Below are 26,228 nucleotides of genomic sequence, written 5' to 3'. Positions count from 1 at the left end.
AAGCACCGTGCCTGTGACCACCCCGACCGCGCCGACCGCGGCGACCGAGGCGACCGAGGCGACCGAGGCGACCGAGCTCACCGAGCCGCTCGGGCTCGCCGCGGCCGTACGCCGGGCCGCCCGGCACCGCCCGGACGCCACCGCGCTCACCTTCGTCGACTACTCCGCCGACCGGGCGGGCCGGCCGGTCCGGCTGACCTACGGCCGGCTCGAGGAGCGGGCCCGCGCCGTGGCGGGCGCCCTGAGCCGGATCGCCGCCCCCGGCGACCGGGCGGCCATCCTCTGCCCGCACACCGCGGACTATGCCGCCGCCCTGCTCGGCTGCCTCTACACCGGCGTGATCGCCGTACCCCTCTACGCGCCGGAGGCGTTCCGCACCGACGAGCGGCTGCGGCTCGCCATGGCCGACTGCACCCCGGCCGTCGTCCTGACCACGTCCCCGTACGAGGAGCCGGTACGGCAGCTGCTCGCGGACGCCCCCGAGCTCCGGCAGCCCTCGGTGCTGCGGGTGGACGCGCTGGACCCGGCGGTGGGCCGGCAGGTGGTCCTGCCCGGCGCGGAGCGCCCGCACGACATCGCGTACCTCCAGTACACCTCCGGCTCCACCCGGGAACCGGCGGGCGTCGAGGTCACCCACCGCAACCTGGCGGTCGGGGCCGCGCAGCTGCGCGCCGGCCTGGACATCGGCGAGGACGCCCGGATCGCCGGCTGGCTGCCCTTCTTCCACGACATGGGCCTGCTGCTGATGCTCGCGGTGCCGCTGATCAGCGGCACGCCCGCGGTGCTGATGTCGCCGTTCTCCTTCATCCAGCGGCCGGTGCGCTGGCTGCGCGCGATCGGCGAGCACCGGGCCACCCACACCGTGTCCCCGAACTTCGGCCTCGACCTGTGCACCGACCGGATCCCCGAGAACGCGCGGGCGGGCCTGGACCTGTCCTCGCTGCGGACGCTCGTCAACGGCTCGGAGCCGGTACGGGCCGCCAGCCTGGACCGGTTCACCGCCGCGTTCGGACCCCACGGGTTCCGGGCGGAGGCGCATTGCCCCAGCTACGGGCTCGCGGAGGCGACCCTCGCCGTCACCCTCGGCGGCCCGGCGGCCCCCCGGGTGCTCCGCCTGGACCGGACCGAGCTGGCCGGGGACCGGGTGCGGATCCTGCCGGACGGCGACCCGGACCACACCGCGCACCACGACCCGGACGGGTACCGGGTGGTGGCATGCGGGACGCCCGCCGGGCAGGAGGTGCGGATCGCCGACCCCGCGACCGGTGAGCCGGTGCCCGCGGACCGGACGGGCGAGGTGTGGGTCCGCGGGGCCAATGTGTGCGCCGGGTACTGGCGCCGCCCGGAGCGGACGGCCGCCGTGTTCGCGGCCGGCGGGGGCACGGACCCGCGGGGGCGCTGGCTGCGCACCGGCGACCTCGGTTTCCTGCGCGACGGGGAGCTCTATCTGACGGGCCGTCTGAAGGACCTGATCGTCGTCGACGGCCGCAACCACCACCCGGCCGACCTCGAACTGACCGTCCAGGAGGCGGAACCGGCGGTGCGCCACGGTCATGTGGCCGCCTTCTCGACCGGGATGCTCGACGGGACGGGCGAGCGGATCGTGATCGTGGCCGAGCTCGAACGCAACCGCGGGGCGGGCGTGCCGACGGCGGGCTCGGCCTCGGCTCCGGCCTCGGACCCAGCCTCGGACCCGGTCTCGGTTCCGGACGCCGTCCGGGCCTCGGTCCGGGCCTCCGTGGTGGCCCGGCACTCCGTGGACGTGCACGAGGTGGTGTTGATCCGGCGCGGCACCCTGCCCAAGACCACCAGCGGGAAGATCCGCCGGTCCGCCTGCCGCGACCTGTACCTCGCGGACGCGCTCGCCCGCGTCGCGGACCCTGCCCTTGCGGTGCGGGACGGGGCGCCGGTCCGGTGAGGGAGCACGTACACCGGCTGCTCGTGGCGCGCGCCGCGCTGCGCAGCGGCCTGCCCGAAGACCGCATCGACCCCGACCTGCCCTTCGACGCGTACGGCTTCGCCTCGGTGGACGCGGTGGCCCTCTCGGCCGAACTCGAGGACCTGCTCGACCGGGACCTGCCGCCGACCGTGCTGTGGCAGCACCCGACCATCCGCAGGCTGACCGCCTTCCTGACCGGCTCCCCCGAGCCCGGCGAAGCCGCCGACGACTCGTCCGGGGCCGGTCGGGCCGGCGCCCACGACGGCCGGTACGACGGCACGGACCTCGCCGTCGTCGGCCTCGGCTGCCGGCTGCCCGGCGGCGTCTCCTCCCCGGCCGGGCTGTGGGACCTGCTCCGCTCCGGCGGCGACGCGGTGGGCACGGTGCCCGACGACCGCTGGGAGCAGTACCGGCAGGTGTCGCCCGCGCACGCCGCCGCCGTCGAACGGACCAGCCGGCACGGCGCGTTCCTCGACGACGTGGACGGATTCGACGCGGAGTTCTTCGGGATCTCCCCGGCCGAGGCCGCCGAGATGGACCCGCAGCAGCGGATCCTGCTGGAGGTGGCCTGGGAGGCGCTGGAGCACGCGGGACTGCCCGCGGACCGGCTCGCGGGCTCCCGTACCGGCGTGTACGTCGGTGCGTGCAGCGACGACCACGGCCGGACCGCGCTGGACGACCTGCCGTCGGTCGGCCCTCGCACGGGCACCGGATCGGCCATGAGCATCCTGGCCAACCGGCTCTCGTACGCGCTGGACCTGCGCGGGCCCAGCATGACCGTCGACACCGCCTGCTCCTCCTCCCTGGTCGCCCTGCACCTCGCCCGGAAGGCCCTGCTCGCCGGGGAGTGCGACACCGCCCTCGTCGGCGGCGTCAACCTGCTGCTCTCCCCCGGCGTGACGCTCAACTTCGTTGCGGCCGGGGCGCTTTCGCCGCAAGGGCGGTGCCGGCCGTTCGCGGCGGCCGCCGACGGGTACGTGCGCGGCGAGGGCTGCCTGGCCGTGGTGGTCCGGCGGCTCGACGACGCCCTCCGCGACGGCGACCGGGTCCTCGCCGTGGTGCGCGGGACCGGCACCAACCAGGACGGACGCTCGAACGGGCTGATGGCGCCCAACCCGGCCGCCCAGGAGGCGCTGATCCGGGAGGTGTGGGCCGCGTCCGGGCTCGACCCTGCCGATGCCGGCTACGTCGAGGCCCACGGCACCGGGACCCCGCTGGGCGATCCCATCGAGGCGTCCGCGCTCGCCGCGTCCCTCGGCCGCCACCGGTCCCCCGGTTCACCGCTGCGCATCGGCTCGGTGAAATCGAACCTGGGCCATCTGGAAGGGGCGGCCGGACTCGCCGGACTCGCCAAGTGCGTCCTGGCCCTGCACCACCGGATGATCCCGCCGACCCTGCACCAGGAAGCCCCCAACCCCCGTATCCCGCTGGCCGAGTGGGGGCTGTCCGTGGTGGACCGCCCGCTCGTGTGGGAGCGGGGCGCCGGTCCGCGGACCGCGGGGGTCAGCTCCTTCGGCTTCGGCGGCACCAACGCCCATGCGGTGCTGGTCGAGGCCCCGGCACCGCAGAGGGTGCCGCACACCGACGGAGAGTGGACGACCGCATGACCGACACCGCGACCCCTACCGCCACCGACACCGCGACCCCTATCGCCACCGGCACCGACGCCGGCACTGGCACTCGCACTGGCACTGGCACTGGCACTGGCACTGGCACTGGCACCAGCACCGATACCGGCACCGATCCCGACGCCGCGAGGCTCCTCTTCGCCCTCTCCGCCCGTTCGCCCGGCGCCCTGCGCGCCTACGCCGGCCGGCTGGCCGACTGGCTGGCCGGCGACGGCGCGGCCGTCCCCCTGGCCGATGTGGCCCACACCCTGGCCGTGCGGCGCACCCACCTCACCGAACGGCTGGTGGTACGCGCCGCCGACCACGCGGGGCTCGCCGCCCTGCTGCGGACCGTGGCGGCCGGCGGGGAGCCCGGCCCGCTCGCCGTGTCCGGCAGCGTGCCGGACACCCGCCCCGCCGGACCGGTGTTCGTCTTCTCCGGCCACGGTTCGCAGTGGGACGGAATGGGTGCCCATCTGCTCGCGGAAGAACCGGAGTTCGCGAAGACCGTCGACGCCCTCGAGGCCGTCGTACGGGAGGAGAGCGGCCACCGGCTGCGCGCGCTGATCTGCGAGGACGGGCTGGCGGGCTCCGGCATGGACCGGGTGCAGCCCGCCGTGTACGCCATGCAGGTCGGCCTTGCCGCGGTGCTGCGCGCCCGCGGCATCCGGCCGGCCGCCGTGATCGGCCACTCGATGGGCGAGATCGCCGCAGCCGTGGTCGCGGGCGCGCTCACCGCGGAGGACGGCGCGCGGGTCGTCTGCCGCCGTTCCCGGCTGATGGAGCTACAGCTGGCCGGCAGCGGCGCCACGGCCCTGGTGGAACTGGCCGCCGACGAAGCGCGGCGCCGGCTCGCGGGCCGGTCGGGGATCTCAGTGGCCGTGCACTCCTCGCCGCGGGCCTGCGTGGTCGCGGGCCGGCCGGACGCCGTGGAGGGTTTCGCCGCCGAGTGCCGGGCGGAGGGGCTGCTGGCCCGGCTGGTGCCGGGGGTGCGGATCGGCGCGCACAGCCCGCTGGTGGATCCGCTGCTCGGCGAACTCCGCTCCGGGCTGGCCGACATCACCCCCGGCACGCCCCAACTGCCCTACTACAGCTGTACGTCGGACGATCCGCGGGAGCGTCCGGCCCTCGACGCCGCCTACTGGGCCGCGAACCTGCGCCGCCCGGTGCGGTTGACGGAGGCGGTCCGGGCCGCTGCCGAGGACGGCCTGCGGGTGTTCGCCGAGGTCTCCCCGCACCCCGTCGTGGCCCAGTCGGTGCTGGAGACCGTACTGGAGACCGACGGGGAGCGGCACGGCCGGAGCACGGTGCTGGGCACCCTGGTCCGCGACACCCCCGGCCGTGACGCACTCGAGTCCGCCCTGGCGGCCCTGCACTGCGCCGGGGTGACCCTGCCCCGCCAGTCGGCCCCGGCGGGCCGGCCCGCCGAACTCCCCTCCTACGCCTGGCAGCACCGCACCTTCCCGCGCCCGCAGCGCACCCCCGCCGGCTCCTTCGCGCACCCGCTGCTCGGCCACCGGATCACGCTGCCGGGCACCCCGGTCCGCCATGTGTGGCAGGGACCGGTCGGGCTGGACCGGCTGCCGTGGCTGGACGGACACCGGGTGCAGGGCATCCCGGTGCTGCCCGGCAGCGGGTACGCGGAACTGGCCCTGGCCGGCGCCTGCGAGGCGTTCGGGGCCCGGCCGGAGGGGGTGGAGGTGACCGGCCTGGAACTGCTCCGGGTGCTGCCGCTGGGCCGCCCGGCCACCGTCACCACCACGCTGGACGAGGACCGCGACGGGCGGGGCGGCACGGTCACCGTGGTCGCGGACGCCGGAGCCGGGAGCCCTGCGACGCCGTTGGCCCGGGCCAGGGTGGCGACCGTCCCGGCCGCACCGCTCCCGGCCGCCGGTGGCCCCGTAGCCGGCGTCGGAGTGCCGTACGACCCGCAGCAGTTGTACGCGGCGCTGCGCGAGCTCGGCCAGGAGCACGGGCCGGAGTTCGCCGCGGTCACCGAGGTACGGGTGGACGGCGCCGTCGCCGTCAGCCGGGTGGAGCGGCCCGCCGGGCTGCCCCCGGACGGCCGGTGGCGTTTCCACCCGGCGCTCCTGGACGCCTGCCTGCACGGGCTGGGCGCGCTGCTGCCCCCCGGTACGGCCGGCCCCCATCTCCCCACCGGTGTGGACCGGCTGCGTGTCACCGGAACGCCCGGGGCGGTCCTGGTGTGCCGGTCCCGGCTGCGCCCGGTCGGCGCGGGGCAGGGCCTGACCGCCGATGTGGAGGTCACGGACGCCGAGGGGACGCCGGTCGCGGAACTGGCCGGGGTACGACTGAGTCCGGTCGGCGAGGACGCCCTGCCGGTCGATGTGGCGCCGCTGCTGCACCGGGTGCACTGGGAGGCCGTGCCGGCGCCGGAGCCCCGGAGCGGCGACGGGCTGCGGCTGCTGCTGGTGGGCGAGGAGCCGGGCGGCCCGGTGGCCGCCGCGCTGTCCGCCGCCGGTGCCTCCTGCGAGAGCGTCGGCCCGGACGGGCCCTGGGAATCCGCCGGGGCCGCGGACGGTGTGGTCCTGGCCGGGTGGGGCGGTCCGGGCCCAGACCCCGGCCCGGCCGCGGACTACAGCCCCGCCGCGGACGCCGGATCCGCCGGGGAGCCCGGCCCCGCCGACCCCGCCGCGCGGGCCGAGGAACGCGTGGGGTCCGTCCTGCGGCTCGCCGCCGGACTGCTGCGCCGGTCCGAGGAGACGGGCACTCCACCGCCCGCGCTGACCGTCCTCACCCGGCACGGCCAGGCCGTCCTCGACGGGGAGGAGCCGGATCCGGTCCAGGGCCCGCTGCGCGCGGTCGTCCGTACGCTGCGCCAGGAACGGCCCGAACTCCGCGCGCGCATCGTCGATCTGGACGATCCGGGGGCGCTGCCCGCCGCCGAGGTCCTGGATGCGGACGGCCCCGACGAGGTGGCCTGGCGGGCCGGCCGGCGCCGGGTGGCCCGCCTGGTTCCCGGTCCGGCGCCGGCCGGCGGGTCCGTGCCGGCACGCGGCCGGGCGGTCGTCCGTCCCGGCGGCGGCTATCTCGTCACCGGCGGGACGCGCGGCCTGGGCCTGGCCACCGTCCGGTGGCTCGCCGAGCACGGTGCCGCGGCCGTGGTCCTGGGCGGGCGCGGGGCTCCCGGCCCGGAAGCGGCCGAGGAGCTGGCGCGGATCCGGTCGCTGGGCACCCGGGTGGAACTGGTCCCCGGGGACGTGGCCCGGGCCGGGACCGCCGAGCGGATGCGGGAGGTGTTGTCCGCCGCCGACGTCCCGCTGCGCGGGGTGGTGCACACCGCGGCCGTGCTCGAGGACGCCCTGGTGACGGAGCCGGACGGCGGGCGGCTGCACCGGGTGTGGGCGCCGAAGGCCACCGGAGCCTGGCGGCTGCACGAGGCCACCGCGGGCGAGGAACTGGACTGGTGGATCGGGTTCTCCTCGCTGGCGTCGCTGACCGGTTCCGCCGGCCAGGCCGAGTACGCCGCCGCCAACGCCTTCCTCGATTCGGTCGGGGCGCTGCGCCGCAGCCGGGGCATGACCGCGCTCACGGTCAACTGGGGGCCGTGGGGCGAGATCGGCGCGGTCCGCGGCCGGGAGGTCGCGGGACTGGGCCGGCTCACCGTGCGCGAGGGCTTCGCGGCTCTGGAGGCCCTGCTGGCCGCCGGCCCCGGCCAGGCCGGGGTGGCCCGGCTGACCGGCCGGGACTTCGTCCGGGCCTACCCGCAGGCGCGCGACTCCTCCTTCCTCGCCGCGCTGGTACGCGCCGAGGACGCGGAGGCGGCCTTCGACCGGGAGGCACTGGCCGCCCTGGGCGAGGGGGACCGCCGGAACGCCGTGCTGGCCCGCACCCTGCTGAGCGTGGGCCGGGTGCTCGGTTTCCCCGACCCCGCGCGGATCGCGGACCGGCCCCTGGTGCACCTGGGCCTGGACTCCCTGGCCGCCCTCCGCATCAAGACCGCGCTGGCCGCGGACTTCGGCGTGGACGTGCCGGTGGCCCGGCTGCTCCAGGGGGCGAGCGCCTCGGACCTGGCCGGACTGGTGGCCGACGCCCTGCCGGGCGCCGGCGCCGGAGCCGGAGCCGGTGGCGGTGGCGCAGCCGGCTCCGGGGAGGGCGGCGGTGCTCCCGTGGTGGTGGCCGACGCGGTGCGCGGAGCCGCGCGCCGGGGGGCCGCCCGTACCGCCCTGGCCGGATCGGGCCGGGTGCGACGACGAGACGTACAGCGGAGGAACCCATGAGTGACCAGCGGCCGGTGTCCGGCGGTACGACGGCCGACGCGGGCGGGGCGGACGAGGGCGGGGCCGGTGAGGCGGTCGCGGTGGTCGGGATCGCCGGCCGGTTCCCCAAGGCCCGCGGCACGGAGGAGTTCTGGGCCAACCTGACGGCCGGGCGGGACTGCCTGGAGGACCTGGACGACGAGGAGCTGCTGGCTTCGGGGGTCCCCAAGTCGGCGCTGGTGCAGCCGGGTTATGTGCGGCGGGCGGCGACGCTCGACGGGTTCGAGGAGTTCGATGCGGAGTTCTTCGGGCTGCCGCCCGGGACGGCCACCGCGATGGACCCGCAGCAGCGGCTGTTCCTGGAGAGCTGCTGGCACGCGCTGGAGGACGCCGGGCACGACCCGGCCCGCCGGGAGGGTGCGGTCGGGGTGTTCGCCGCCCCCTCGTTCAGCGGCTACTTCGGCTACAACCTGCTCTCCCACCACGACCCGCGGCACCTGCTCGGGGCCGGCACCTCCCCGGCCCTCGTCCACGCGCTGACCCTGACCGATCCCAACTTCTTCGCCACCCGGGTCGCCCACGCGCTGGATCTGCGCGGTCCCGCCCTGACCGTGCAGACGGCCTGCTCCGGGTCCCTGGTCGCCGTGCACCTGGCCTGCCAGAGCCTGCTGTGCGGGGAGACGGACCTGGCGCTCGCGGGCGGCATGACGGTGAAGGTGCCGCACCGGGCGGGCTATCTGTACGAACCCGGCTCGATGATGTCCGCCGACGGCTTCTGCCGGCCCTTCGACGCGGCGGCGAACGGTACGGTCTTCGGCAGCGGCGGCGGGGTGGTCGCCCTCAAGCGGCTCTCCGACGCGCTGGCCGACGGGGACCGGATCCGGGCCGTGGTGCGGGGCACTGCCGTCAACAACGACGGTTCGCTGAAGATGGGCTTCACCGCGCCCAGCGTCGAAATGCAGGCGGCGGTGATCGCCGAGGCCCTCGCGGTGGCCGGGGTGCATCCGCACCGGGTCGGGTACGTCGAGGCGCACGGCACCGGCACCGCGCTGGGCGACCCGGTCGAGACGGCTGCCCTGCGGCAGGCCCTGGACCCGGAGGGCGACCGGACCGCCCCCTGCCTGATCGGATCGGCGAAGGGGAACATCGGCCATCTGGAGGCCGCCTCCGGCGTCGTCGGACTCATCAAGGCGGTGCTGGCTCTGGAGCACCGCACCCTGCCGGGGACCGCCCACTACACGGCCCCCAACCCCGAACTGCACCTGGGACAGGGGCCGTTCGAGGTGGTCGGCCGGACCCGCGGCTGGCCGGGACCGGGCCCGCTGGTGGCCGGGGTCAGCTCGCTGGGCGTCGGCGGCACCAACGCCCACGTGGTGCTGGCCGAGGCACCGGCCGCCCCGCCCCGGGACCCCGCACCGCCGGTGCGGGCCGCCGCGCCGGTCCTGCTGGTCAGCGCCCGTACGGCCGGGGCGCTGGCAGAGGCCCGCCGGGACCTGGCCGGCGCGCTGGGCCCGGACACCGTCCTCCCCGACGTCGCGTACACCCTCGCCGAAGGGCGCCGGGCCTTCGGGTACCGGATGGCGGTCGCCGCCCGGACTCCGCAGCGGGCGGCCGGGCTGCTCCGGGCCGACCGGGCAGCCGCCCGGGTCCCGGCCGATCCGCTCGCTCCGGTACTGCTGCTGCCCGGGCAGGGGTCCCCGTACCCGCGGATGGGCGAGGGGCTGTACCGGCACGGCGGGGTCTTCCGCCGCGAACTGGACCGGTGCGCCGAGCTGTTCGCCGAGGAGTCCGGCGGCCGGGACCTGCGGGACGCGGTGTTCGGGGGCGGCGAGGCGGAGCTGCTGCGTACGGACGTGGCACAGCCGGCGCTCTTCGCCGTCGAGTACGCGCTGGCGCGGACCCTCGAGGACTTCGGGGTACGGCCCGCCGCGATCGGCGGGCACAGCGTGGGCGAGTTCGCGGCGGCCTGCCTGGCCGGGGTGCTGGAACTCCCGGACGCGGCACGCCTGGTGGCGGCCCGCGGCCGGCTGATGCACGCCGCCCCCGCCGGGACGATGCTCGCGGTCGGCGCTCCGCAGGAGCAGGTGCGCGAGCGTCTCGCGGGGACCGGGCTGGAGGTCGCCGCGGTCAATGAGCCGGGGTCCTGCGTGGTGGCCGGTCCGCCGGCCGCGGCCGCGGAGTTCGCCGCGCGGATGACGGCGGCGGGTGCCCGGGTGACCGCGCTGCGCACGGCGCACGCGTTCCACACGGCGGCGATGGACGAGGCGGCGGAGCGGTTCGCCGAGCTGGCCGGACCGGTGGCACTGTCCGCCCCGGCCGTGCCGCTCGTCTCGAATGTGACCGGCGGCTGGATGACGGACGCGGAGGCCACCGATCCGCAGCGGTGGGCGCGGCAGATGCGCTCCCCGGTGCGCTGGGCGGAGTGCGTACGGACGCTGCTGGACGGGCCGTCCGGGCCGCAGGGGTCCGGCCGGCTGCTGGTCGAGGCGGGTCCGGGGCGGGCGCTGGCGTCCGCGGCGCGGCGCAGCTCGGGGTGGTCGGACGCGCACCGCGCGGTGAGCGTCATGCGGCACGCCGAGGAGGCGATCGACGACGGCGAGGCGCTGTCGCGGGCGTTGGGGGCGATGTGGGAGGCCGGCCTGGAGGTGGACTGGTCCGGGACGCGGCACGGGCAGGAACGCCGGGTTCCGCTGCCGGGGTATCCGTTCCGGCGGGTCCGGCACTGGACGGAGCCCGCCTACGCGGCGGACACGGCGACCGTTGCGCATGCGGTGGAGCCGGCGGGCAGGGCTGCGGGGGGAGTCGCAGGAGAAGCGGCGGTGCCCGGGGTGGAGGGTGGCGCGGTGCGGCTGTTGGCCGGCATCTGGGCGGAGGTGCTGGGGATGGCGGAGGTGCGGCCGGACGAGGACTTCTTCGACCTCGGCGGGGATTCGGTGCTGGCGGCCAGGGTCTGCGCGAGGGCGGCGGAGCAGGGACTGGAGTTCGAGCCGAGGCGGGTCTTCGAGTACCCCACGGTGGCCAGGCTGGCCGCCGCGGTCGCTCCGGACCGGCCGGGACACCTCTAAGTTGAACACCGGTGTTCAAAATACCGGCGGAGTGCCCTAAGCTAATCCTGACAGCATTGTTCAAGTTAAGGAGCTTGCGGTGAACCCGGACCATCACGCCGCGACCGCGCAGCACCACCACGGCGCGCCCGCCGCCGCACCGCCGGACCCACGCCGCTGGCTGATCCTCGCCCTGCTGTGCATGGCACAGTTCATGCTCATCGTCGACGTGACCGTGGTGAACGTCGCCCTCCCGACCATCGGAGGCCAACTCGGCCTCGACGCGGGCTCGCTGACCTGGATCGTCACCGCGTACACGCTCTTCTTCGGCAGCCTGCTGCTGCTCGGCGGCCGGCTGGGCGACCTGCTGGGCCGCCGCCTGATGTTCCTCACCGGACTGGCGCTGTTCACCGTGGCCTCGCTGGTCTGCGGGCTGGCCGAGAGCGGCGGCGTACTGATCACCGCGCGGTCCGTACAGGGCGTCGGCGCCGCGCTCATGTCGCCGGCCGCCATGGCGCTGATCATGACGGTGTTCGAAGGGGCGGAGCGCAACCGCGCGCTGGGCGTGTGGGCCGCGATCGGCGGCACGGGAGCCGCCTTCGGCGTCCTGCTCGGCGGGGTGCTGGTGTCGGGGCCGGGCTGGGAGTGGATCTTCTTCGTCAACGTACCGATCGGGCTCGTCGTCCTGGTGGCGGTGCCGGGACTGGTCAAGGAGGTGTCGGCCGCCGGCCACGGACACGGACACGCGCCGGCACACGGTCACGGACAGGAACACGGCCACGGCCACGGCCACGGACAGAAGCACGGGCACGGCCACGGTCACGGCGCGGCGCCCGCCGGGGTCGACCTGCCGGGCGCGCTGACCATGACGGCCACCCCCGCCCTGCTCATCTACGGCCTCGTCCAGGCCCGGGACCACGGCTTCGGCGACCTGTCCGCCTGGCTTCCGCTGCTGGGCGCGCTGGTCGGGGCAGCCCTGTTCGTGGCCGCGGAGCGGTCCGCCGCCGCGCCCCTGGTCCGGCTGCCGTTCCTCGCCCGGCGCTCGCTGATCGGCGGCTGCCTGCTGATGCTCGCCGCGTCCGGCGTGCTGATCTCGGCGTTCTTCCTCTGCTCCCTCTACCTCCAGCACGTGCTCGGCTTCAGCGCGCTGCGCACCGGCCTGATGTTCCTGCCGGTGGCCCTCGCCACCACCGTGGGCGCGCACTTCGGTTCGCAGGCCGTGGCGCGGCTGGGCTGGCGGACGACCGCGGGCGGCGGCATGGCGGTCGCCGTGGCCGGGGCACTGCTGCTGACCGGCCTGGAGCGGGACGGCAACGCGTGGACCCAGCTCGTGCCCGGGTTCGTCCTGCTCGGCCTCGGCCTCGGCGCCGGCTTCATCTGCGCCATCACCAGCGCCATGCACGGCGTCGAGCACCAGGACGCGGGACTGGGCTCCGGCCTGGTCAACACCTGCCACGAGCTGGGCGCGTCCCTGGGCATCGCGGTGGTCGCGGCGGTGGCCGGGGCCAGCCTGGAGGGTGGTGCGGCTCCGTCGGTCGACGGGTTCGGCAGCGCCTTCACCGCCTGCGCGGTCATCGCGGCCGTGGCCGGCGCGGCCGGCCTGACCCTCCTGCCCAAGGGGAAGCCCGACCCGTCCGCGGGCCCGGTGTTCGCCCACTAGCAGAGCCCGGCAGCATCGCTTGAGCAAACATTCCTAGCGGAACCGAACACTTGACTCCCTCGACCCCTATGATCAATAGTAGATCCCGTGTTTTGGCTGAAATGCCTACCGGGGGAGAAACAATGCAAGAGGGAAATAAAGACAGGGACGGGGAGTGTAGTACCATCCTCGTCGTCGATCCCGATCCCGCCTCACGCGCCTTACTGCGGCGGTTCGTGGAGCCCGGCACGCGGCCCGATCTCGTCATATCGGCCGCCTCCGCCGCCGACATTCCGCTGGACCGCGTAGCCCGGCCCCTGACGCTCGTCCTCTCGTCGGGCGTGGGCGTCCGGGACCTGTCCCGGCTCGGTCCGCTGCTCTCCGATCCGGCCACCCACGTCGTGCTGGTCCTGCGCTCTCTGATGCAGGACCAGCTCGACACGGCCCAATGGGTGCTCGCCGATGTGGTGCTGCGCCTGGAGGACCTGCAGAGCGCCGCGCTCCACGAGGTGCTCACACCGCACCGGCGCGGCACCGTCGCCGTATCGCCCGAGGCCCTGCGCCAGGTCGTCCGCCTCGCCTCCGGCGCACCGGAGGCCGAGGGCCGGCGGCCGAAACTCACCGAACGCGAGACGGAGACCCTCTGGGGCGTGGCCCAGGGGATGAGCAACCGCCAGATCGCGCGCGCCATGGGCATCAGCGAGCACGGCGTGAAGCGCCACCTCGCCAATGTCATGGGCAAACTGCAGTGCCAGAACCGGACTTCGGCCCTCGCCGTCGCCCTGCGCACCGGGCTGCTGGAGCTGAGCGACGTGGGCAGAGACGTCTCCTGACGCTCTCCCCACGCGCCACCCGCCCGCTTACCCGCCCGCTGCCCGCCGTCTCGCCACGCGCCCTTCGAATCTCACGCACGGGGGAATCACACATGGCTCAAAACCGCCTTGCCGAAATGCTCGACAGCGGAATGGAACTCCGCATCACGGCCGCACACCCGGCACCGGAGATGCCCTCTCCCTCGCCTTTCGGAGCTCCTGGCACCGATTCGGTATTCCGTCACACCCAGGACTTCAAGGACGAGTGGAATATCCTCGTGCAAACAGCGAACGGGCGATGTCTGAGCCCGGCCGCGGTCCTGCTGACAGCCGCTGCCGAGGTGCTCCGCCTGTGGTCCGCGCAACCCGAGTTCTCCTTGGGCCTGGACGCCGCCGGCTTCGGCCCGGCACACCCGCTCGCCTTCGACGTACGCCCCGGCGACACCTTCGCCGTGCGCGCGGAACGCATCCAGCAGCAGCTGGCCGCCCCCTCCCCGTCACACGCGCCCGCCTCCTCCCCCGCCCCGGGCGAGGAGTCCGGCCTCCGCTGCCGCTACGCCGAACGGAACGGCGTCCTCAGCGTCACCTGGGAGATCAGCGCGGCGCAGTACCCCGCCGGGTTCCCCGCCGACCTCGTCTCCGTGTGCACCGCTCTGCTGGAGCGGCTGGCGCGGGAACCCGACTGCTGGGACGCCTCCGACCGGCTCACCCGGCTGCCCCGGTGGCAGACCGCCGAGCGGGCCGAGGCCAACGGCACCGCCGCCGACCTGCCCGCCGCCACGCTCTGCGGCCTCGTCGAGGCCCGGGCCGCCGAAACCCCCGACGCCGTCGCCGTCATCGCCGACGACGGGCAGCTGACCTACGCCGAGACGGTGGACGCGGCCCGCCGGCTGGCCCGCCGGCTCACCGAACTGGGCGCCACCCCGGGCCGGCTCGTCGGCGTGGTCGTGGACAAGTGCCTCGACCAGGTGCCCGCCGTGCTCGGCGTCACCCTCTCCCATGCCGCGTACCTCCCCGTCGACCCCGGCTGGCCCGCCGCGCGCCGCGCGCAGCTGCTGGAGCAGGGCCGCGTCCAGACCGTCGTGACCACCCCGCGGCTGCGCGACACCCTCGAATGGCCCGACGGCATCCGCCTGGTGACGCTCCGGGACGAGGAGGTGCGCCAGGCCGACGCCGGCCCGCTGGAGACCGCGCCCACCCCCGACGACCTGGCGTACGTCATCTTCACCTCGGGCTCCACCGGCCGCCCGAAGGGCGTGGTCATCGACCACCGCGGGGCGGCCAACACCGTCCAGGACATCAACGCGCGCTTCGCCGTGGGACCCGCCGACCGGGTGCTCGCCCTCTCCTCCCTCAGCTTCGACCTGTCCGTGTACGACGTGTTCGGCGCCCTGGCCGCCGGTGCCGCGGTCGTCCTGCCCGCCCCGGGCCGCGCCCACGACCCGGAGCACTGGTCGCACCTGGTGGACCGGCACGGCATCACCGTCTGGAACTCGGTGCCCGCCCTGCTGCGCCTGTGGCTGGACTCCCCCACCCCGGTGCCGGCCGCGGCCCCGCTGCGCCTGGTGCTCCTCAGCGGCGACTGGATCCCGGTCACGCTGCCGGACGCGCTGCGCACCCCGTACCCGGACGCGCAGGTCATCAGCCTCGGCGGCGCCACCGAGGCATCCATCTGGTCGGTCCACCACCCGATCGGCGAAGTCCCCGCCGAATGGCCGCGGATCCCGTACGGCAAGCCCCTCGCCAACCAGACCCTCCAGGTGCTCGACCACCGGCTGGACCCGTGCCCGGTGTGGACGACCGGTGAGATCTACATCGGCGGCACCGGTGTCGCCAAGGGCTACTGGGCCGACCCGGTGCGGACCGCCGAGCGGTTCCTCGTGCACCCGGCCACCGGCGAGACCCTGTACCGCACCGGCGACCTGGGCCGCTATCTGGCGGGCGGCGACATCGAGTTCCTCGGCCGCGAGGACAGCCAGGTCAAGGTCAACGGCTACCGCATCGAACTCGACGAGATCGCGGCCGTGCTGCGCCGCCAGGCGGGCGTGCGCGAGGCGCTCGTCACCGTCGACACCAACCCGGCCGGAAACCGCGGGCAGCTCGTCGCCTATGTGATCCCCGAGGGCAAGGCGGCGGCAGCGGCAAAGAACTCCGCCGGCCCGGCCGCGCCGGACTCCGCCACCGCCACCGCCACCGCCACCGCCACCGGCGAGGAGGTCTCCGCCGAGGAGGTCTCCGCCGGAGTCTCCTGGCCGGCCGTGCTCGAAGCGGCCCACACCGAGCTGCACCGCGCCGCGGCCGAACTCGCCCCGGCCATCGCCACGTTCCGCGAGGTCTGGCACCGCCTGGAATCCCTCGCGCCGACCGTCATGGCCCACTCCTTCGCCCGGCTCGGCTTCTTCACCGCCCCGGGTGCGACCGCCACCGTCGACGGGATCGTCGAGGGCGGGGGCCTCCGGCTGCTGTACCGGGGCCTGGTCGGCCAGTGGGCCGGGGTCCTGGCCGAGCGGGGCGTCCTGACCGCCACCGGCCGCCCCGGCGAGTACCGCACCGGCCGTGCCCTCGACGCCGACGCGCTGGGCCGGGAGATCGAGGCCGCCCTCGGCACCCTCACCGCCGCCGGCCCGGACCGGGTGCTCCTCGACTACTTCACCTCCTGCATCGAACGCCAGCTGCCCCTGCTGCGCGGCACCACCCGCCCCCTGAACCTGCTGCTCCCCGACGGCGACTGGCGGGTGACCGAAGCCGCGTACGCGACCAACCCGGCGGCCCGGCTGCAGAACAGGATCGCCGCCCGCGCCGTCGGCGCGTTCGCCCGGCAGTTCCCGGCCGGACGCACCGTCCGCGTCCTGGAGGTCGGCGCGGGCACCGGCTCCACCGCCAACGAGGTACTGGCGGGGCTGCCTGCCGACCGGGTCTCGTACCGCTTCACGGACCTCTCCACCGCCTTCACCGAGCAGGCCAGGAAGCGTTACGACGGGGTCTATCCCTTCGTCGACTACAGCCTGTTCGACATCGACGGCGATCCGGCGGAGCAGGGTCTGGCACCCGGCAGCGTGGACGTGGTCGTCGCGGCGAACGTGCTGCACGACGCCAAGAACCTGGGCCGCAGCCTGGAGCGGATCCGCGGCCTGCTCGCCCCCGGCGGGCTGCTCGTCGCCATCGAGGGCACGGTCAACTCCCCGCTCAACATGATCAGTTTCGCCTTCCTCGAAGGCTTCGGGAACTACCAGGACCAGCGCGCGGCCACCCTGCTGTCGGTACCCGAGTGGCGCGAGCAGCTGACGGCCGCCGGCTTCGCGAGGATCGCCCCCGTACCCGAGGGCGAGCCCGTCGTGGACGCACTGGCCCAGCACGTCCTGCTCGCCGGGGCCCCCGGCGGGAACGCGGCCGCGGCGCACCCGGTCGACGTGACCGCCCTGGCGGGCGCCCTGGGCGAGCTGCTGCCCGACTACATGGTTCCGCACCACTTCCTGGTCCTCGACGAGATCCCGCTGAGCGCCAACGGCAAGGTCGACCGGTCCGCCCTGCCCTCGCCCTGGTCCGAGCCGGCTCCGGCGGAGCGCGCCGTACCGCTGTCCGAGCTGGAACAGCACCTGTACGCGATCTGGTCCGATGCGCTGGGCCACGGCAACTTCGGCACCGAGGACAACTTCTTCGACCTCGGCGGCGACTCGCTCCACGCGGTCCGGATCGCCGGCCGGCTGCGCACCGAGCTCGGCATCGACAAGGCCGGCGACGAGGCGATCGACATGCTGTTCGAGGCTCCGACCATCAAGGAGCTGGCCGTGGCCCTGTCCCTCGAAGCGGGGACGGGCGCATGACCGAGTACGAGCCCTTCCCGCTGACTCCGCTCCAGGAGGGCTATCTCGTCGGGATGTCCCGCATGGTCGAGCTCGGCGGATTCCGGCCGAGCTACTACACCGAACTCGACGTGGTGAACCTCGACCCGGCCCGGGCCGCACGGGCCCTCGACACGCTGCTCCGCCGCCACGCCCACCTGCGGGTGGTGATCGACCCGGCCGGCACCCAGCGGGTCCTGCCGGAGGCGGAGACCGGGCCGGCACCGCTGCGGTGGACGGACCTCACCGCCCTCGACGAGGACGGGCGGCAGGCCGCGCTGCTGGCCACCCGGGAGCGCATGTGCGAGGAGGGCGTGGATCCGACGCACTGGCCGCTGTTCGAGATCGTCGTCCAGCGCGTCCGCGAGCGCCGGTACCGCGTGCACATCTCGATGAGTCTCCTGCTCCTGGACGGCCGCGGCATCCGCCGGGTCATGGACGAGTGGCGGACGTACTACCACGACCCGGCCGCCCAGCTGCCCCCACCGGCCGCGTCCTACCGGGCCTGCCTGACACAGCTGCTCGCCGAGCAGAACTCCGCCGCCCACCAGGAGCAGTGGCGGTACTGGGAGGACCGGCTGGACACCCTGCCGGACGCGCCCCGGCTGCCGCTCGCGGTGCAGCCCTCAGCCATCGCCTCCGTCCGCTTCCGGCGCCGCACCCACCGCCTCACCGCCGACCAGTGGCGGCGGCTGTGCACGGCCGCCCGGCGGCACAAGGTCCTGCCGACGACCGCGCTCCTGCACGTGTTCGCCGAGGTGCTCGGCGCCTGGGCGGACGCTCCCCGGTTCAGCCTGAACATGCTGCACCGCAACTGGGCGTCCGCGCGGACCGACATGGCCGATGTGGTGGGCCAGTTCGGGGCGACCCTGCCGCTGGAGGTGGACCTGAGCGGGTCCGCGGACTTCTGGGAGCGGGCCCGGATCCTGCAGAAGCAGGTCATGCGGGACCTGCAGAACGCGGACGTGGCCGGCGTACGGATCACCCGCGAGCTGGCGGCCCGGCACGGCTGGACCTCGCGTGCGGCCCTGCCGTACGTCTTCACCAGCATGCTGGCGCCGACCGCGGCGGCCGGGGCGGCCCCGGCGCCCGCGGGCACGGAGCGCCTGGTCTGCCGGGAGCTGGACGGCGATCTGCGCACCCCGCAGGTGCTGGTCGACAACCAGCTCCACGACGGGGCCCGCGGCGGGGTCGACTGCGTCTGGGACGTGGTCGACGCGGCCTTCCCGCCCGGTCTGCCGGACCTGATGTTCGAGGCGTACGGGCGGATGCTGGAGCAGCTGGCCGGGCCGGACGCCGCCGGGGCGGAGCCCGACCCGGTGCCGGCCGCCCACCGGTCGGTCGTCGAGGCCCTGAACGCGGCCGCCGCGCCGGCCCCTTCGGAGCGCCTGGAGGACGGCTTCCTGCGCCGGGCCGCCCTGCACCCGGAGGCGGTGGCCGTCCTCAGCGAGCGCCGCACGCTCACCTACGGGGAGCTGGAGGCCCGTTCGCGTGCGGTGGCGTCCTGGCTGCGCGGCCTGGGCGCCGGCCCCGGCACCGTGGTGCCGGTGGTGATGGCCAAGGGCTGGGAGCAGGTCGTCGCCGTCCTCGGCGTCCTGCGGTCCGGGGCGGCCTACTGTCCCGTCGACGCCGGGCTGCCGGCCGACCGGATCGCCCACCTGCTGGACACCTGTGCCGCTCCGGCGGTGCTGGTCCAGTCGCACACCCTCCCGCCCGCCGAAGCGCTGGGCGCACGGCCGCTGCTGGCGGTGGACGCGGCGGATCCGCTGCCGGACGAGCCCCCGGCGACGGAGCCCTTCCAGCCGGCGGGCGGGCCCGCGGACCTCGCGTACGTCATCTACACCTCCGGTTCCACCGGTCTGCCCAAGGGCGTCATGATCGAGCACCGGGCGGCCGTCAACACCGTCGCCGACGTCAACGAGCGGGTGGTGCTCGACGCCGCCGACCGGGTCTTCGGCATCTCCTCGCTGAGTTTCGACCTGTCCGTGTGGGACGTGTTCGGCACGCTGGCCGCCGGGGCGGCCCTGGTGCTCCCGGCGGCCGCCTCCCGTCCCGACCCGGTGGGCTGGGCCCGGACCGCGGCCGCGTACGGGGTGACCGTGTGGAACTCGGTGCCGGCCCTCGCCCAGATGCTGGCCGAGGCCGTGGGCGCATGCCCGCCGCCGGTCCGGGCCTTCCTGATGAGCGGCGACTGGATCCCCACCACCCTGCCGGAGCTGCTGCGTTCGCGGTGGCCGGAGGTCCGGCTGATCGCGATGGGCGGTGCGACCGAGGCGTCGATCTGGTCGAACATCCACGAGATCGGCGAGGTCGACCCGGCCTGGCCGAGCATTCCGTACGGCGTCCCGCTGCGGAACCAGACGATGCGGGTGCTCGACCACCGGCTGGAGCTCCGCCCGCCCTGGGCCGTCGGCCGGATCCACATCGGCGGTGCGGGACTCGGCGCCGGCTACTGGGCCGACGAGGCGCGGACCGCGGAGCGGTTCATCCGGCACCCCGGTACCGGCGAGCGGCTGTACTGGACGGGCGACCTCGGCTGCTACCGGCCGGACGGCACCATCGAGTTCCTGGGCCGGGAGGACCGGCAGCTCAAGATCCAGGGGTTCCGGGTGGAACCCGGCGAGGTGGAGGCGGCCGTCCGGGAGCATCCGGCGGTCCGCGACTGCGTGGTCGACGGCGTGCGGGCGCCCGGCGGGCAGCGGCGCCTGGTGGCGCTCGTCGTCCCGCACGAGGGTGCGGCGCCGGCCGGCCGGGACATCCTGGCCCACCTGCGGTCGCGGCTCCCGCACTACCTGGTGCCCGGTCAGGTGCACGTCCTGGACCGGCTGCCGCTCTCCGCCAACGGCAAGGTGGACGTGGCCGGGGTGCTGGCCCGGCTGGCGGTGGAGGAACGCCCCGCCGGCCCGCGGCCGGCCGCGGCCGACGGCGGGCTCCAGGAGACGCTGAGCCGGCTCTGGTCGGAACTGCTGGGCGTCCCCGGGATCGGACCGGACGACGACTTCTTCGCGCTGGGCGGCAACTCGCTCCTGGCCCTGCGGCTGGTCAACCGCATCCGGACCGATCTGGGCGTCGAGCTGCCGTTCGGGCAGGTCTTCGAGGCGCCGACGGTCGCCGGACTCGCCGCGCTCATCGCCGACACCTCACCGGCCCGGGCCTCGGCCTGCCGGGTCCTCCTCTCCCCCGGAACCGGCGGCGACGGCGGCAGCGGTGGCGACCGCGCCGGCGGCGAGCTGTTCCTCTTCCACCCGGTGGGCGGCTCCGTCACCAGCTACACCGGGCTGGCCCGCTCCTGGCCGGGCCCGGTCCACGCCTTCCAGAGCCGCGCCCTCGCCGAAGGGACCGCGGCGGCCCTCGCCCCCGACCTGGAGACGATGGCGCGGGAGTACCGCGAGGAGCTCCAGCAGGTGCGCCCCGCGGGCCCGTACGCGCTGGGCGGCTGGTCCATGGGCGGGGTGCTCGCCTACGAGGTCGCCCGCCAACTGGCCGAACAGGGCCACCGGACCGCCCTGTTCATGATCGACAGCGATCTCACGGAGGACCGCTCCCCCGCCACCGAGGCCGACCGGCACCTGGCGTTCCTCGGTGACCTGGCCGGGGGCGTCCTGCCCCCCGCCGCGCGGGACACCGTACGCGCCGCCCCCGCCGGCCGGCTCGTGGAGGCCGGGGCCGAGGCGGCCGCCCGGCACGGCTGGCTGCCCGCCGAGGCCGGGGTGCGCCAGTACGAACTGCTGATGCGCGTGCACGCGCACAACCTCGCGGTCCTGGACGCGTACCGGCCGGACAAGTCCGAGGTGCCGGCGCTGCTGTTCGTGGCCGGCGAGGTCGACCGCCCCGACCCGGTGGCCGCCTGGCGGGACCTCTGCCCCGGCATCGAGGCGGACGTCCGGCCGTACGACCACTACACGATCGTCGGCCCCGATGCACTCCCCGCCCTCACCGAGCGGGCCGCGGACTGGCTCACCGCCACCCTCCCGCAGGACAGGAACTGACTGACCCATGGACGAACTGTCGAAGGACGAGGTGCGGCGCGCGGTGGCCGCGGTGCTCGGGGCGGACGCCGGGTCGATCCCGGACTCGGCCAACCTGATCGAGCACGGGATGGACTCCATCCGCATGATGCAGCTGGCCGGCGGCTGGCGCCGGACCGGCGTCGCCGTGACCTTCCGCCTGCTGGCGCAGGAGCCGACCGTGGACGCCTGGTACGCCCTGCTGACGGCCGGCCGGAACTCCGCGGCACCGCCACCCGGCACCGCGGAGCAGCCACCCGCCCCGCGCGAACGGGTCGACGAGGGGGCCCCCTTCGCCCTGACCCCGGTCCAGCGCGCCTACTGGATCGGACGACGCGCGGAAATGGCCCTCGGCGGCGTCGGCTGCCACGCCTACCTGGAGTTCGACGGCAGCGGCATCGAACCCGGCCGGCTCGAGGAAGCCGTACGGCAGGTCATCGCCCGGCACGGCATGCTGCGGGCCAGGTTCACGGACGACGGGCGCCAGCAGATCCTGCCCGCCACTCCGTGGGCGGGTCTGACCGTGTACGACCTCTCCGGCGCCGCACCGGAGAAGGCCGAGCGGCACCTCGGCGAGGTGCGCGACCGGCTCTCCCACCGGGTGTTCGACGTGACGGCCGGCGAAGTGCTCGACGTACAGCTGTCGTTGCTGCCGGCCGGCCGCACCCGGATCCACTTCGGGGTCGACCTGCTCGTGGCGGACGTGGCCAGCATCGAGATCGTCCTCGCCGATCTGGCCACGGCCTACCAGGACCCGGCGGGGCTGGCCCCCGCCCCCTCGTACACGTTCCCCCGCTACCTGGCGGACCACCGCGCCGCCTGCGGGGACGCCGGCACGGCCGGCAGCCCGCTGGCCGCCGCCCGCGCGTTCTGGCGCGACCGCGTCGCCGGCATGCCGGCCAACGGACCGCTGCTCCCGCTGGCGGTGCGGCCCGAGGACGTGGCGCGGCCGGTGTTCTCCCGGCGGAGCTTCACCCTCGAACCGGACGCCTGGGAGCGGATCACCGGCCGGGCGGCCCGGCACGGTCTGACGCCGGCGATGGTCCTGGCGACCGCGTACGCGGAGGTCCTCGGGGCGTGGAGCGAGGACGGGCCGTTCCTGCTGAACGTGCCGCTGTTCGACCGGCAGCCGCTGGACCCGGAAGTCGGCGGCCTCGTCGCGGACTTCACCAGCCTGGTGCTGCTCGGCGTGGACCTGGGCCGGCCCGTGCCGTTCGCGGAGCGGGCCCTGGAGCTGCAGCGGCAGCTCCAGGAGAACGCCTCGCACGCCCAGTACTCGACCCTGAACGTGCTCCAGGACCTGCGGCGGGCCGGGCGCGGCAAACGGGTCGGTGCGCCGGTGGTGTTCGCCTGCAACCTCGGTTCGGCCTTCGTGCCGCCCGAGGCCCGGGCGGCCCTCGGCGAGTGGAGCTGGATGATCTCGCAGACCCCGCAAGTGTGGCTGGACCACCAGGTCTACCGGACCGACGACGGGGTGGTGCTGGCCTGGGACGCGGTGGACGAGCTGTTCCCGGCCGGGCTGATGGACGCCATGCTCGGCTCCTACGAGACGCTGCTGCGCTCGCTCGCCGCCCCGGAGGGGCAGCCGGACGCCTGGTCCCGGGCGGCCTCCGGCATCCGCACGGGGGCCGTCCCGGCAACGTCCGTGTCCGGGTCCGGGTCCGTGTCCGGGTCCGTGTCCGATTCCGCGTCCGGGGTGCGGGCATGACGGCGGGCGGCCGGTGGATCCGGCGGTTCCACGGTTCCGGCGCGTCCCCCGCCCGCCTGCTGTGCTTCCCGCACGCGGGCGGCGCGGCCGGCTTCTACTTCCCGCTGTCGCAGGCGCTCGACCCGGACGTGGAGGTACTGGCCGTGCAGTACCCCGGCCGGCAGGACCGGCACCGGGAGCCCGGGATCGACGAGGTGCACGCCCTGGCGGACGCAATCGTGACGGCCCTGCTGCCGCTGCTGGACGACCGGCCGCTGGCCCTGTTCGGGCACAGCATGGGGGCCGTGGTGGGCTACGAGGTGGCCCGCCGCCTCGAACACGAGGCGGGCGCGCCCGCGGCCCTGCTGTTCGCCTCGGGCCGCCGGGCACCCTCCCGGCACCGCGAGGAATGGGCCCATCTGCTGGACGACGAGGGGCTGGCCGGGGAGCTGAGGCTGCTCGGCGGCACCGACGGGGAGCTGCTCGGCGACCCGGACCTGCTGCGGATGGTACTCCCCGCCGTACGGGTCGACTACAAGGCGATCGAGACCTACCGGCACCGGCCCGGTCCGGAACTCGGCTGCCCGGTCGCCGTCCTGGTCGGTGCGGCGGACGACCGGGTGACCCTCGACGAGGCCGCCGACTGGTGCCGGCACACCACCGGCGGCCACACCCTCGACGTGTTCCCCGGCGGGCACTTCTACCTGACCGGCATCATGCAGGAGATCGCGGCACTGGTCGCCGAGCGGCTAGCGGACTGCCGCACGGCCCGCACGAGCCGCGCGACCGGGGGATCCGCCCGGCCGTGAACCGATCCGACCGCGGGCCCCGCCGCTGGGCCGTTCACCTGTTCGCCCTGCTCGCCGTGCCGTTCTGCCTCGTCATGGGCAGCTGGCAGCTCGACCGGTTCTCCGCCCGGGTGGCGGCCGACCAGGAGTACCGCCGCTACCAGGAGGCGCCGGCCGGCCGGGCCGCCGGGCAGCTCACCGCCATGCTGCCGGTCAGCGCCGAGACCGTCGGCCGGCTCGCCACCACGGCCGGCCGCTACGACCCCGACGCGCAGTTCCTCGTACCCGAGCGCCGCCTGGACGGTGCGTACGGGTGCTACGTGCTGACGCTGTTCCGCACGGACGGCGGCCCGGCCGTACCGGTGGTGCGCGGCTGGCTGCCGGGGCCGGCGGACCCCGCCGCGGTGCCGGCCCCGCCCGCGGGACGGGTCACCGTGACGGGCGCCCTGCAGGCCTCGGAGCACCAGCGCACCAAGGGGGTGCGGGCCGGGGGGCTGCCGGCCGGGCAGCTCGGCGTCATCAGCGCGGCCTCTCTGGTCAACCTGGTGCCGTACGAGGTGCACGACGCGTGGCTCACGCTGGCCGACCCGGCAGGCGGCCTGCGGGCGGTGCCGCCGGTGCGTCCGGCGGGCGCCGGGCTGGACCTGAAGGCCTTCCAGAACCTCGGCTACACCGGGGAGTGGTTCGTCTTCGCGGGGTTCGTCGTGTTCATGTGGTTCCGGCTGCGCCGCAGGGACCGCGAGGCGGCCGGCGCGGCGCCCGCGTCGCCCACCCCTCGCACCGGGCCCGAACCCGCTTCCGTCCGGCCCGCTCCGGACCGTTCCGCGGACGCCCGGAAGGACCGGATCCTGAAGACCGCGGGGCTGGTCCTCGCGGCCGTCTCCGCCGGCTTCCTCATCTGGAGCGGCACCGCGTACCTCTCCGGCCGCAGTTACAGCGGCGAGCTGGTCGCGTTCGAGGTGGTCTCGGCGGAGTCCGTCGAAGCCCACGTGTCGGTGCGCAAGGGCCGGGGCACCGTGCTGGTGTGCACCCTGCGGTCGCTGTCGGAGTCGGGCCGCGAGGTGGCCCGCAAGGACGTGGGCTTCCCGGAAGAGGCCGACAGCGTGGAACGGCACGTGCAGCTCCGCACGACGGGCCGGGCCACCGCCGTGGAACTGGTCGGCTGCCAGGACGCGGCGGCGGGCTGAGCGGCATTCAGGAAAGGACGAAGCAGCAGCTGGTGGCGATCGGCACCATGAGGCCGGCCGTGACGGCCACGGAGGTCAGGCCGTGCAGGACCGGGCAGCCGGGGCGGCGCCGGTCGAGGATGCGGGCGATCCGGATGGCCGCGGACGGGCCGCCGGCCGCGAAGGCCCCACGGTCCCCCGGCTGCCCGGCCGCCATCGAATAGAGGGCGGTGGCCAGCACGTCGCGCGAGCAGTGGCGCAACGCGTGGTCGTCCGCGGTCATTTCGAGCAGCAGCGGAACCTCGGCCCGGGCCAGCCGGGTCAGCGGCAGGCCGCGGAACACCCTGCCGAAGGCCTCGACGCCCCCGATCACCATGTGGTGCCGGCCCGCGATGTGCGCCCGCTCGTGGCGCAGCGCGGCGGCCAGCTGCGCCTCGGTGAGGAGGCTCATCGCGCCGGTGGTCACCACGATCTGGGCGGAGCGGCCCGGCAGGCAGTAGACGGCCGGTTCGCCGTGGGCGACCACGGTGGCCCGCAGGTCGCGGTCGGCCCTGCCGACCAGCCGGAGGTCCCGCGCGTGCCGGACGCGCCGGCGCCGCGCGGTGAGCAGCTCGCGGCAGAACGCGGCGGTGGGCAGCGCGAGTACGGCGGCGGCCGCGGCCAGTGCCACCCGGTCCACCGCCTCGACGGCCGTGCCGTGCGCACCGTGCGGGCCGCCGGCCGTCGCGCCGGCCGTCCCGCCGCACGGCTCGCCGCTCCACGGCAGGCAGGTCAGCGCCTGGTTGGCCAGCCGGTGGGCGTTGTCGTACGGAAGGATCAACTGCATGGCGCCCAGGGCGACCATCGTGGTGAAGGCGACCACCAGCACGCCCCAGGCGACGATGGCCAGCCGCGGCGCCTGCCGGACCCAGCGCGCCCGCGCCAGCAGCCCCGGGCACACCAGGCCGGTACACGCCGCGATGACCAGGGGCGGGACGATGTGGTGGTTCATGGTCGGGCGCCGCCGTCCGGGTCCGGCTCTCCGCCGCGCGGCCCCTCTCCCGCCGGCTGCCGCCCGACGGCGCGCAGCGCGGCGTCCAGGGCCCGGACGTCCTCCGCCGACATGTGCTCGACGAACCGCAGCAGCGCCGCCGGGCGGTCCGAGGTGCAGCCGAGTGCGTCCCGCATCAGACCGGCCGTGTAGTCCTCCCGGCTCCGTACCGGTTCGTAGGCCCAGGCCCGGCCGCTCTTGCCGCGGCGGAGCCAGCCCTTGCGGAAGAGGACGTCCGCGACCGTCAGTACGGTGGTGTAGGCCAGCGGCCTGATCCGGTTGATGTCGTCGACGAGTTCGCGGACCGTGGCGGGCCGCTGCCACTGCCACAGCCGGTCCATGATCTCGGCCTCCAGCTCGCCCAGCCGTCTCATGAGCGCCTCCCCTTCGCGTGCCCCCCTGCGGAAGCGCTGGTCACGCACTCCGCCCCGGGGATCATCGTAGTGC

General features: G+C 75.4%; 13 protein-coding genes and 1 pseudogene. 12 read left to right on the top strand and 2 right to left on the bottom strand.

Translation table 11 applies throughout. The annotated features are described in order from the left end of the window. Positions 1-7 precede the first annotated feature (7 nt). From AB0447_RS17180 to AB0447_RS17125, 12 genes and pseudogenes are all read left to right on the top strand, one after another. Positions 8-1,918, top strand: coding sequence for a fatty acyl-AMP ligase (locus AB0447_RS17180; protein WP_366477493.1), 1,911 nt, complete (start codon positions 8-10; stop codon positions 1,916-1,918). After that, positions 1,915-3,546 (top strand): type I polyketide synthase, encoded by a 1,632-nt coding sequence (locus tag AB0447_RS17175; protein ID WP_366477492.1) that lies wholly within the window; start codon positions 1,915-1,917, stop codon positions 3,544-3,546. Before AB0447_RS17180 ends, AB0447_RS17175 begins: the two co-directional genes overlap by 4 nt. After that, a complete protein-coding gene (locus tag AB0447_RS17170) occupies positions 3,543-7,787 on the top strand; it encodes an SDR family NAD(P)-dependent oxidoreductase (RefSeq protein WP_366477491.1) in 4,245 nt (1,414 codons plus the stop codon). The genes AB0447_RS17175 and AB0447_RS17170 overlap by 4 nt, the downstream gene beginning before the upstream one ends. Then, complete coding sequence (locus tag AB0447_RS17165; RefSeq protein WP_366477490.1) at positions 7,784-10,831, top strand: beta-ketoacyl synthase N-terminal-like domain-containing protein; 3,048 nt, start codon at positions 7,784-7,786, stop codon at positions 10,829-10,831. Before AB0447_RS17170 ends, AB0447_RS17165 begins: the two co-directional genes overlap by 4 nt. 79 nt (positions 10,832-10,910) lie before the next feature. Next, positions 10,911-12,470: an MFS transporter gene (locus AB0447_RS17160; protein WP_366477489.1), complete on the top strand. Its 1,560-nt coding sequence runs from the start codon at positions 10,911-10,913 to the stop codon at positions 12,468-12,470. Between the two features lie 215 nt (positions 12,471-12,685). Then, positions 12,686-13,282, top strand: coding sequence for a LuxR C-terminal-related transcriptional regulator (locus AB0447_RS17155; protein WP_366477488.1), 597 nt, complete (start codon positions 12,686-12,688; stop codon positions 13,280-13,282). A gap of 257 nt (positions 13,283-13,539) precedes the next feature. Continuing rightward, a complete protein-coding gene (locus tag AB0447_RS17150) occupies positions 13,540-17,085 on the top strand; it encodes an amino acid adenylation domain-containing protein (protein ID WP_366477487.1) in 3,546 nt (1,181 codons plus the stop codon). Then, positions 17,082-21,092, top strand: a complete 4,011-nt coding sequence (locus tag AB0447_RS17145; protein ID WP_366477486.1) for an amino acid adenylation domain-containing protein — start codon at positions 17,082-17,084, stop codon at positions 21,090-21,092. Before AB0447_RS17150 ends, AB0447_RS17145 begins: the two co-directional genes overlap by 4 nt. Before the next feature lie 7 nt (positions 21,093-21,099). Beyond that, positions 21,100-22,818, top strand: a complete 1,719-nt coding sequence (locus AB0447_RS17140) for a condensation domain-containing protein (protein WP_366477485.1) — start codon at positions 21,100-21,102, stop codon at positions 22,816-22,818. Further along, complete coding sequence (locus AB0447_RS17135) at positions 22,815-23,606, top strand: alpha/beta fold hydrolase (protein ID WP_366477484.1); 792 nt, start codon at positions 22,815-22,817, stop codon at positions 23,604-23,606. The genes AB0447_RS17140 and AB0447_RS17135 overlap by 4 nt, the downstream gene beginning before the upstream one ends. Beyond that, positions 23,603-24,334 (top strand): annotated as a pseudogene (locus tag AB0447_RS17130) (SURF1 family protein); the annotation flags it as partial. The gene AB0447_RS17135 and the pseudogene AB0447_RS17130, both read left to right, overlap by 4 nt. After that, positions 24,308-24,772 (top strand): DUF4307 domain-containing protein, encoded by a 465-nt coding sequence (locus AB0447_RS17125; protein WP_366477591.1) that lies wholly within the window; start codon positions 24,308-24,310, stop codon positions 24,770-24,772. The pseudogene AB0447_RS17130 and the gene AB0447_RS17125, both read left to right, overlap by 27 nt. Positions 24,773-24,779: 7 nt before the next feature. Here the strand turns inward: AB0447_RS17125 and AB0447_RS17120 are convergent, their stop codons facing one another. Both AB0447_RS17120 and AB0447_RS17115 read right to left on the bottom strand, forming a co-directional pair. Beyond that, positions 24,780-25,742, bottom strand: coding sequence for a M56 family metallopeptidase (locus AB0447_RS17120; protein ID WP_366477483.1), 963 nt, complete (start codon positions 25,740-25,742; stop codon positions 24,780-24,782). Continuing rightward, complete coding sequence (locus AB0447_RS17115; protein WP_366477482.1) at positions 25,739-26,155, bottom strand: BlaI/MecI/CopY family transcriptional regulator; 417 nt, start codon at positions 26,153-26,155, stop codon at positions 25,739-25,741. The genes AB0447_RS17120 and AB0447_RS17115 overlap by 4 nt, the downstream gene beginning before the upstream one ends. Positions 26,156-26,228 lie beyond the last annotated feature (73 nt).

The organism is Streptomyces sp. NPDC051211 (assembly GCF_040689505.1).
Taxonomy (GTDB): domain Bacteria; phylum Actinomycetota; class Actinomycetes; order Streptomycetales; family Streptomycetaceae; genus Streptomyces.
Note: the sequence above shows the minus strand (reverse complement) of the source record. Positions and strands in the feature narration are given on the sequence as shown.

Excerpts from the sequence above, each read along its gene's own strand:
- AB0447_RS17115 (WP_366477482.1), bottom strand. The coding sequence starts at position 26,155 with ATGAGACGGCTGGGCGAGCTGGAGGCCGAGATCATGGACCGGCTGTGG.
- AB0447_RS17165 (WP_366477490.1), top strand. The coding sequence starts at position 7,784 with ATGAGTGACCAGCGGCCGGTGTCCGGCGGTACGACGGCCGACGCGGGC.
- AB0447_RS17140 (WP_366477485.1), top strand. The coding sequence starts at position 21,100 with ATGGACGAACTGTCGAAGGACGAGGTGCGGCGCGCGGTGGCCGCGGTG.
- AB0447_RS17135 (WP_366477484.1), top strand. The coding sequence starts at position 22,815 with ATGACGGCGGGCGGCCGGTGGATCCGGCGGTTCCACGGTTCCGGCGCG.
- AB0447_RS17170 (WP_366477491.1), top strand. The coding sequence starts at position 3,543 with ATGACCGACACCGCGACCCCTACCGCCACCGACACCGCGACCCCTATC.
- AB0447_RS17145 (WP_366477486.1), top strand. The coding sequence starts at position 17,082 with ATGACCGAGTACGAGCCCTTCCCGCTGACTCCGCTCCAGGAGGGCTAT.
- AB0447_RS17120 (WP_366477483.1), bottom strand. The coding sequence starts at position 25,742 with ATGAACCACCACATCGTCCCGCCCCTGGTCATCGCGGCGTGTACCGGC.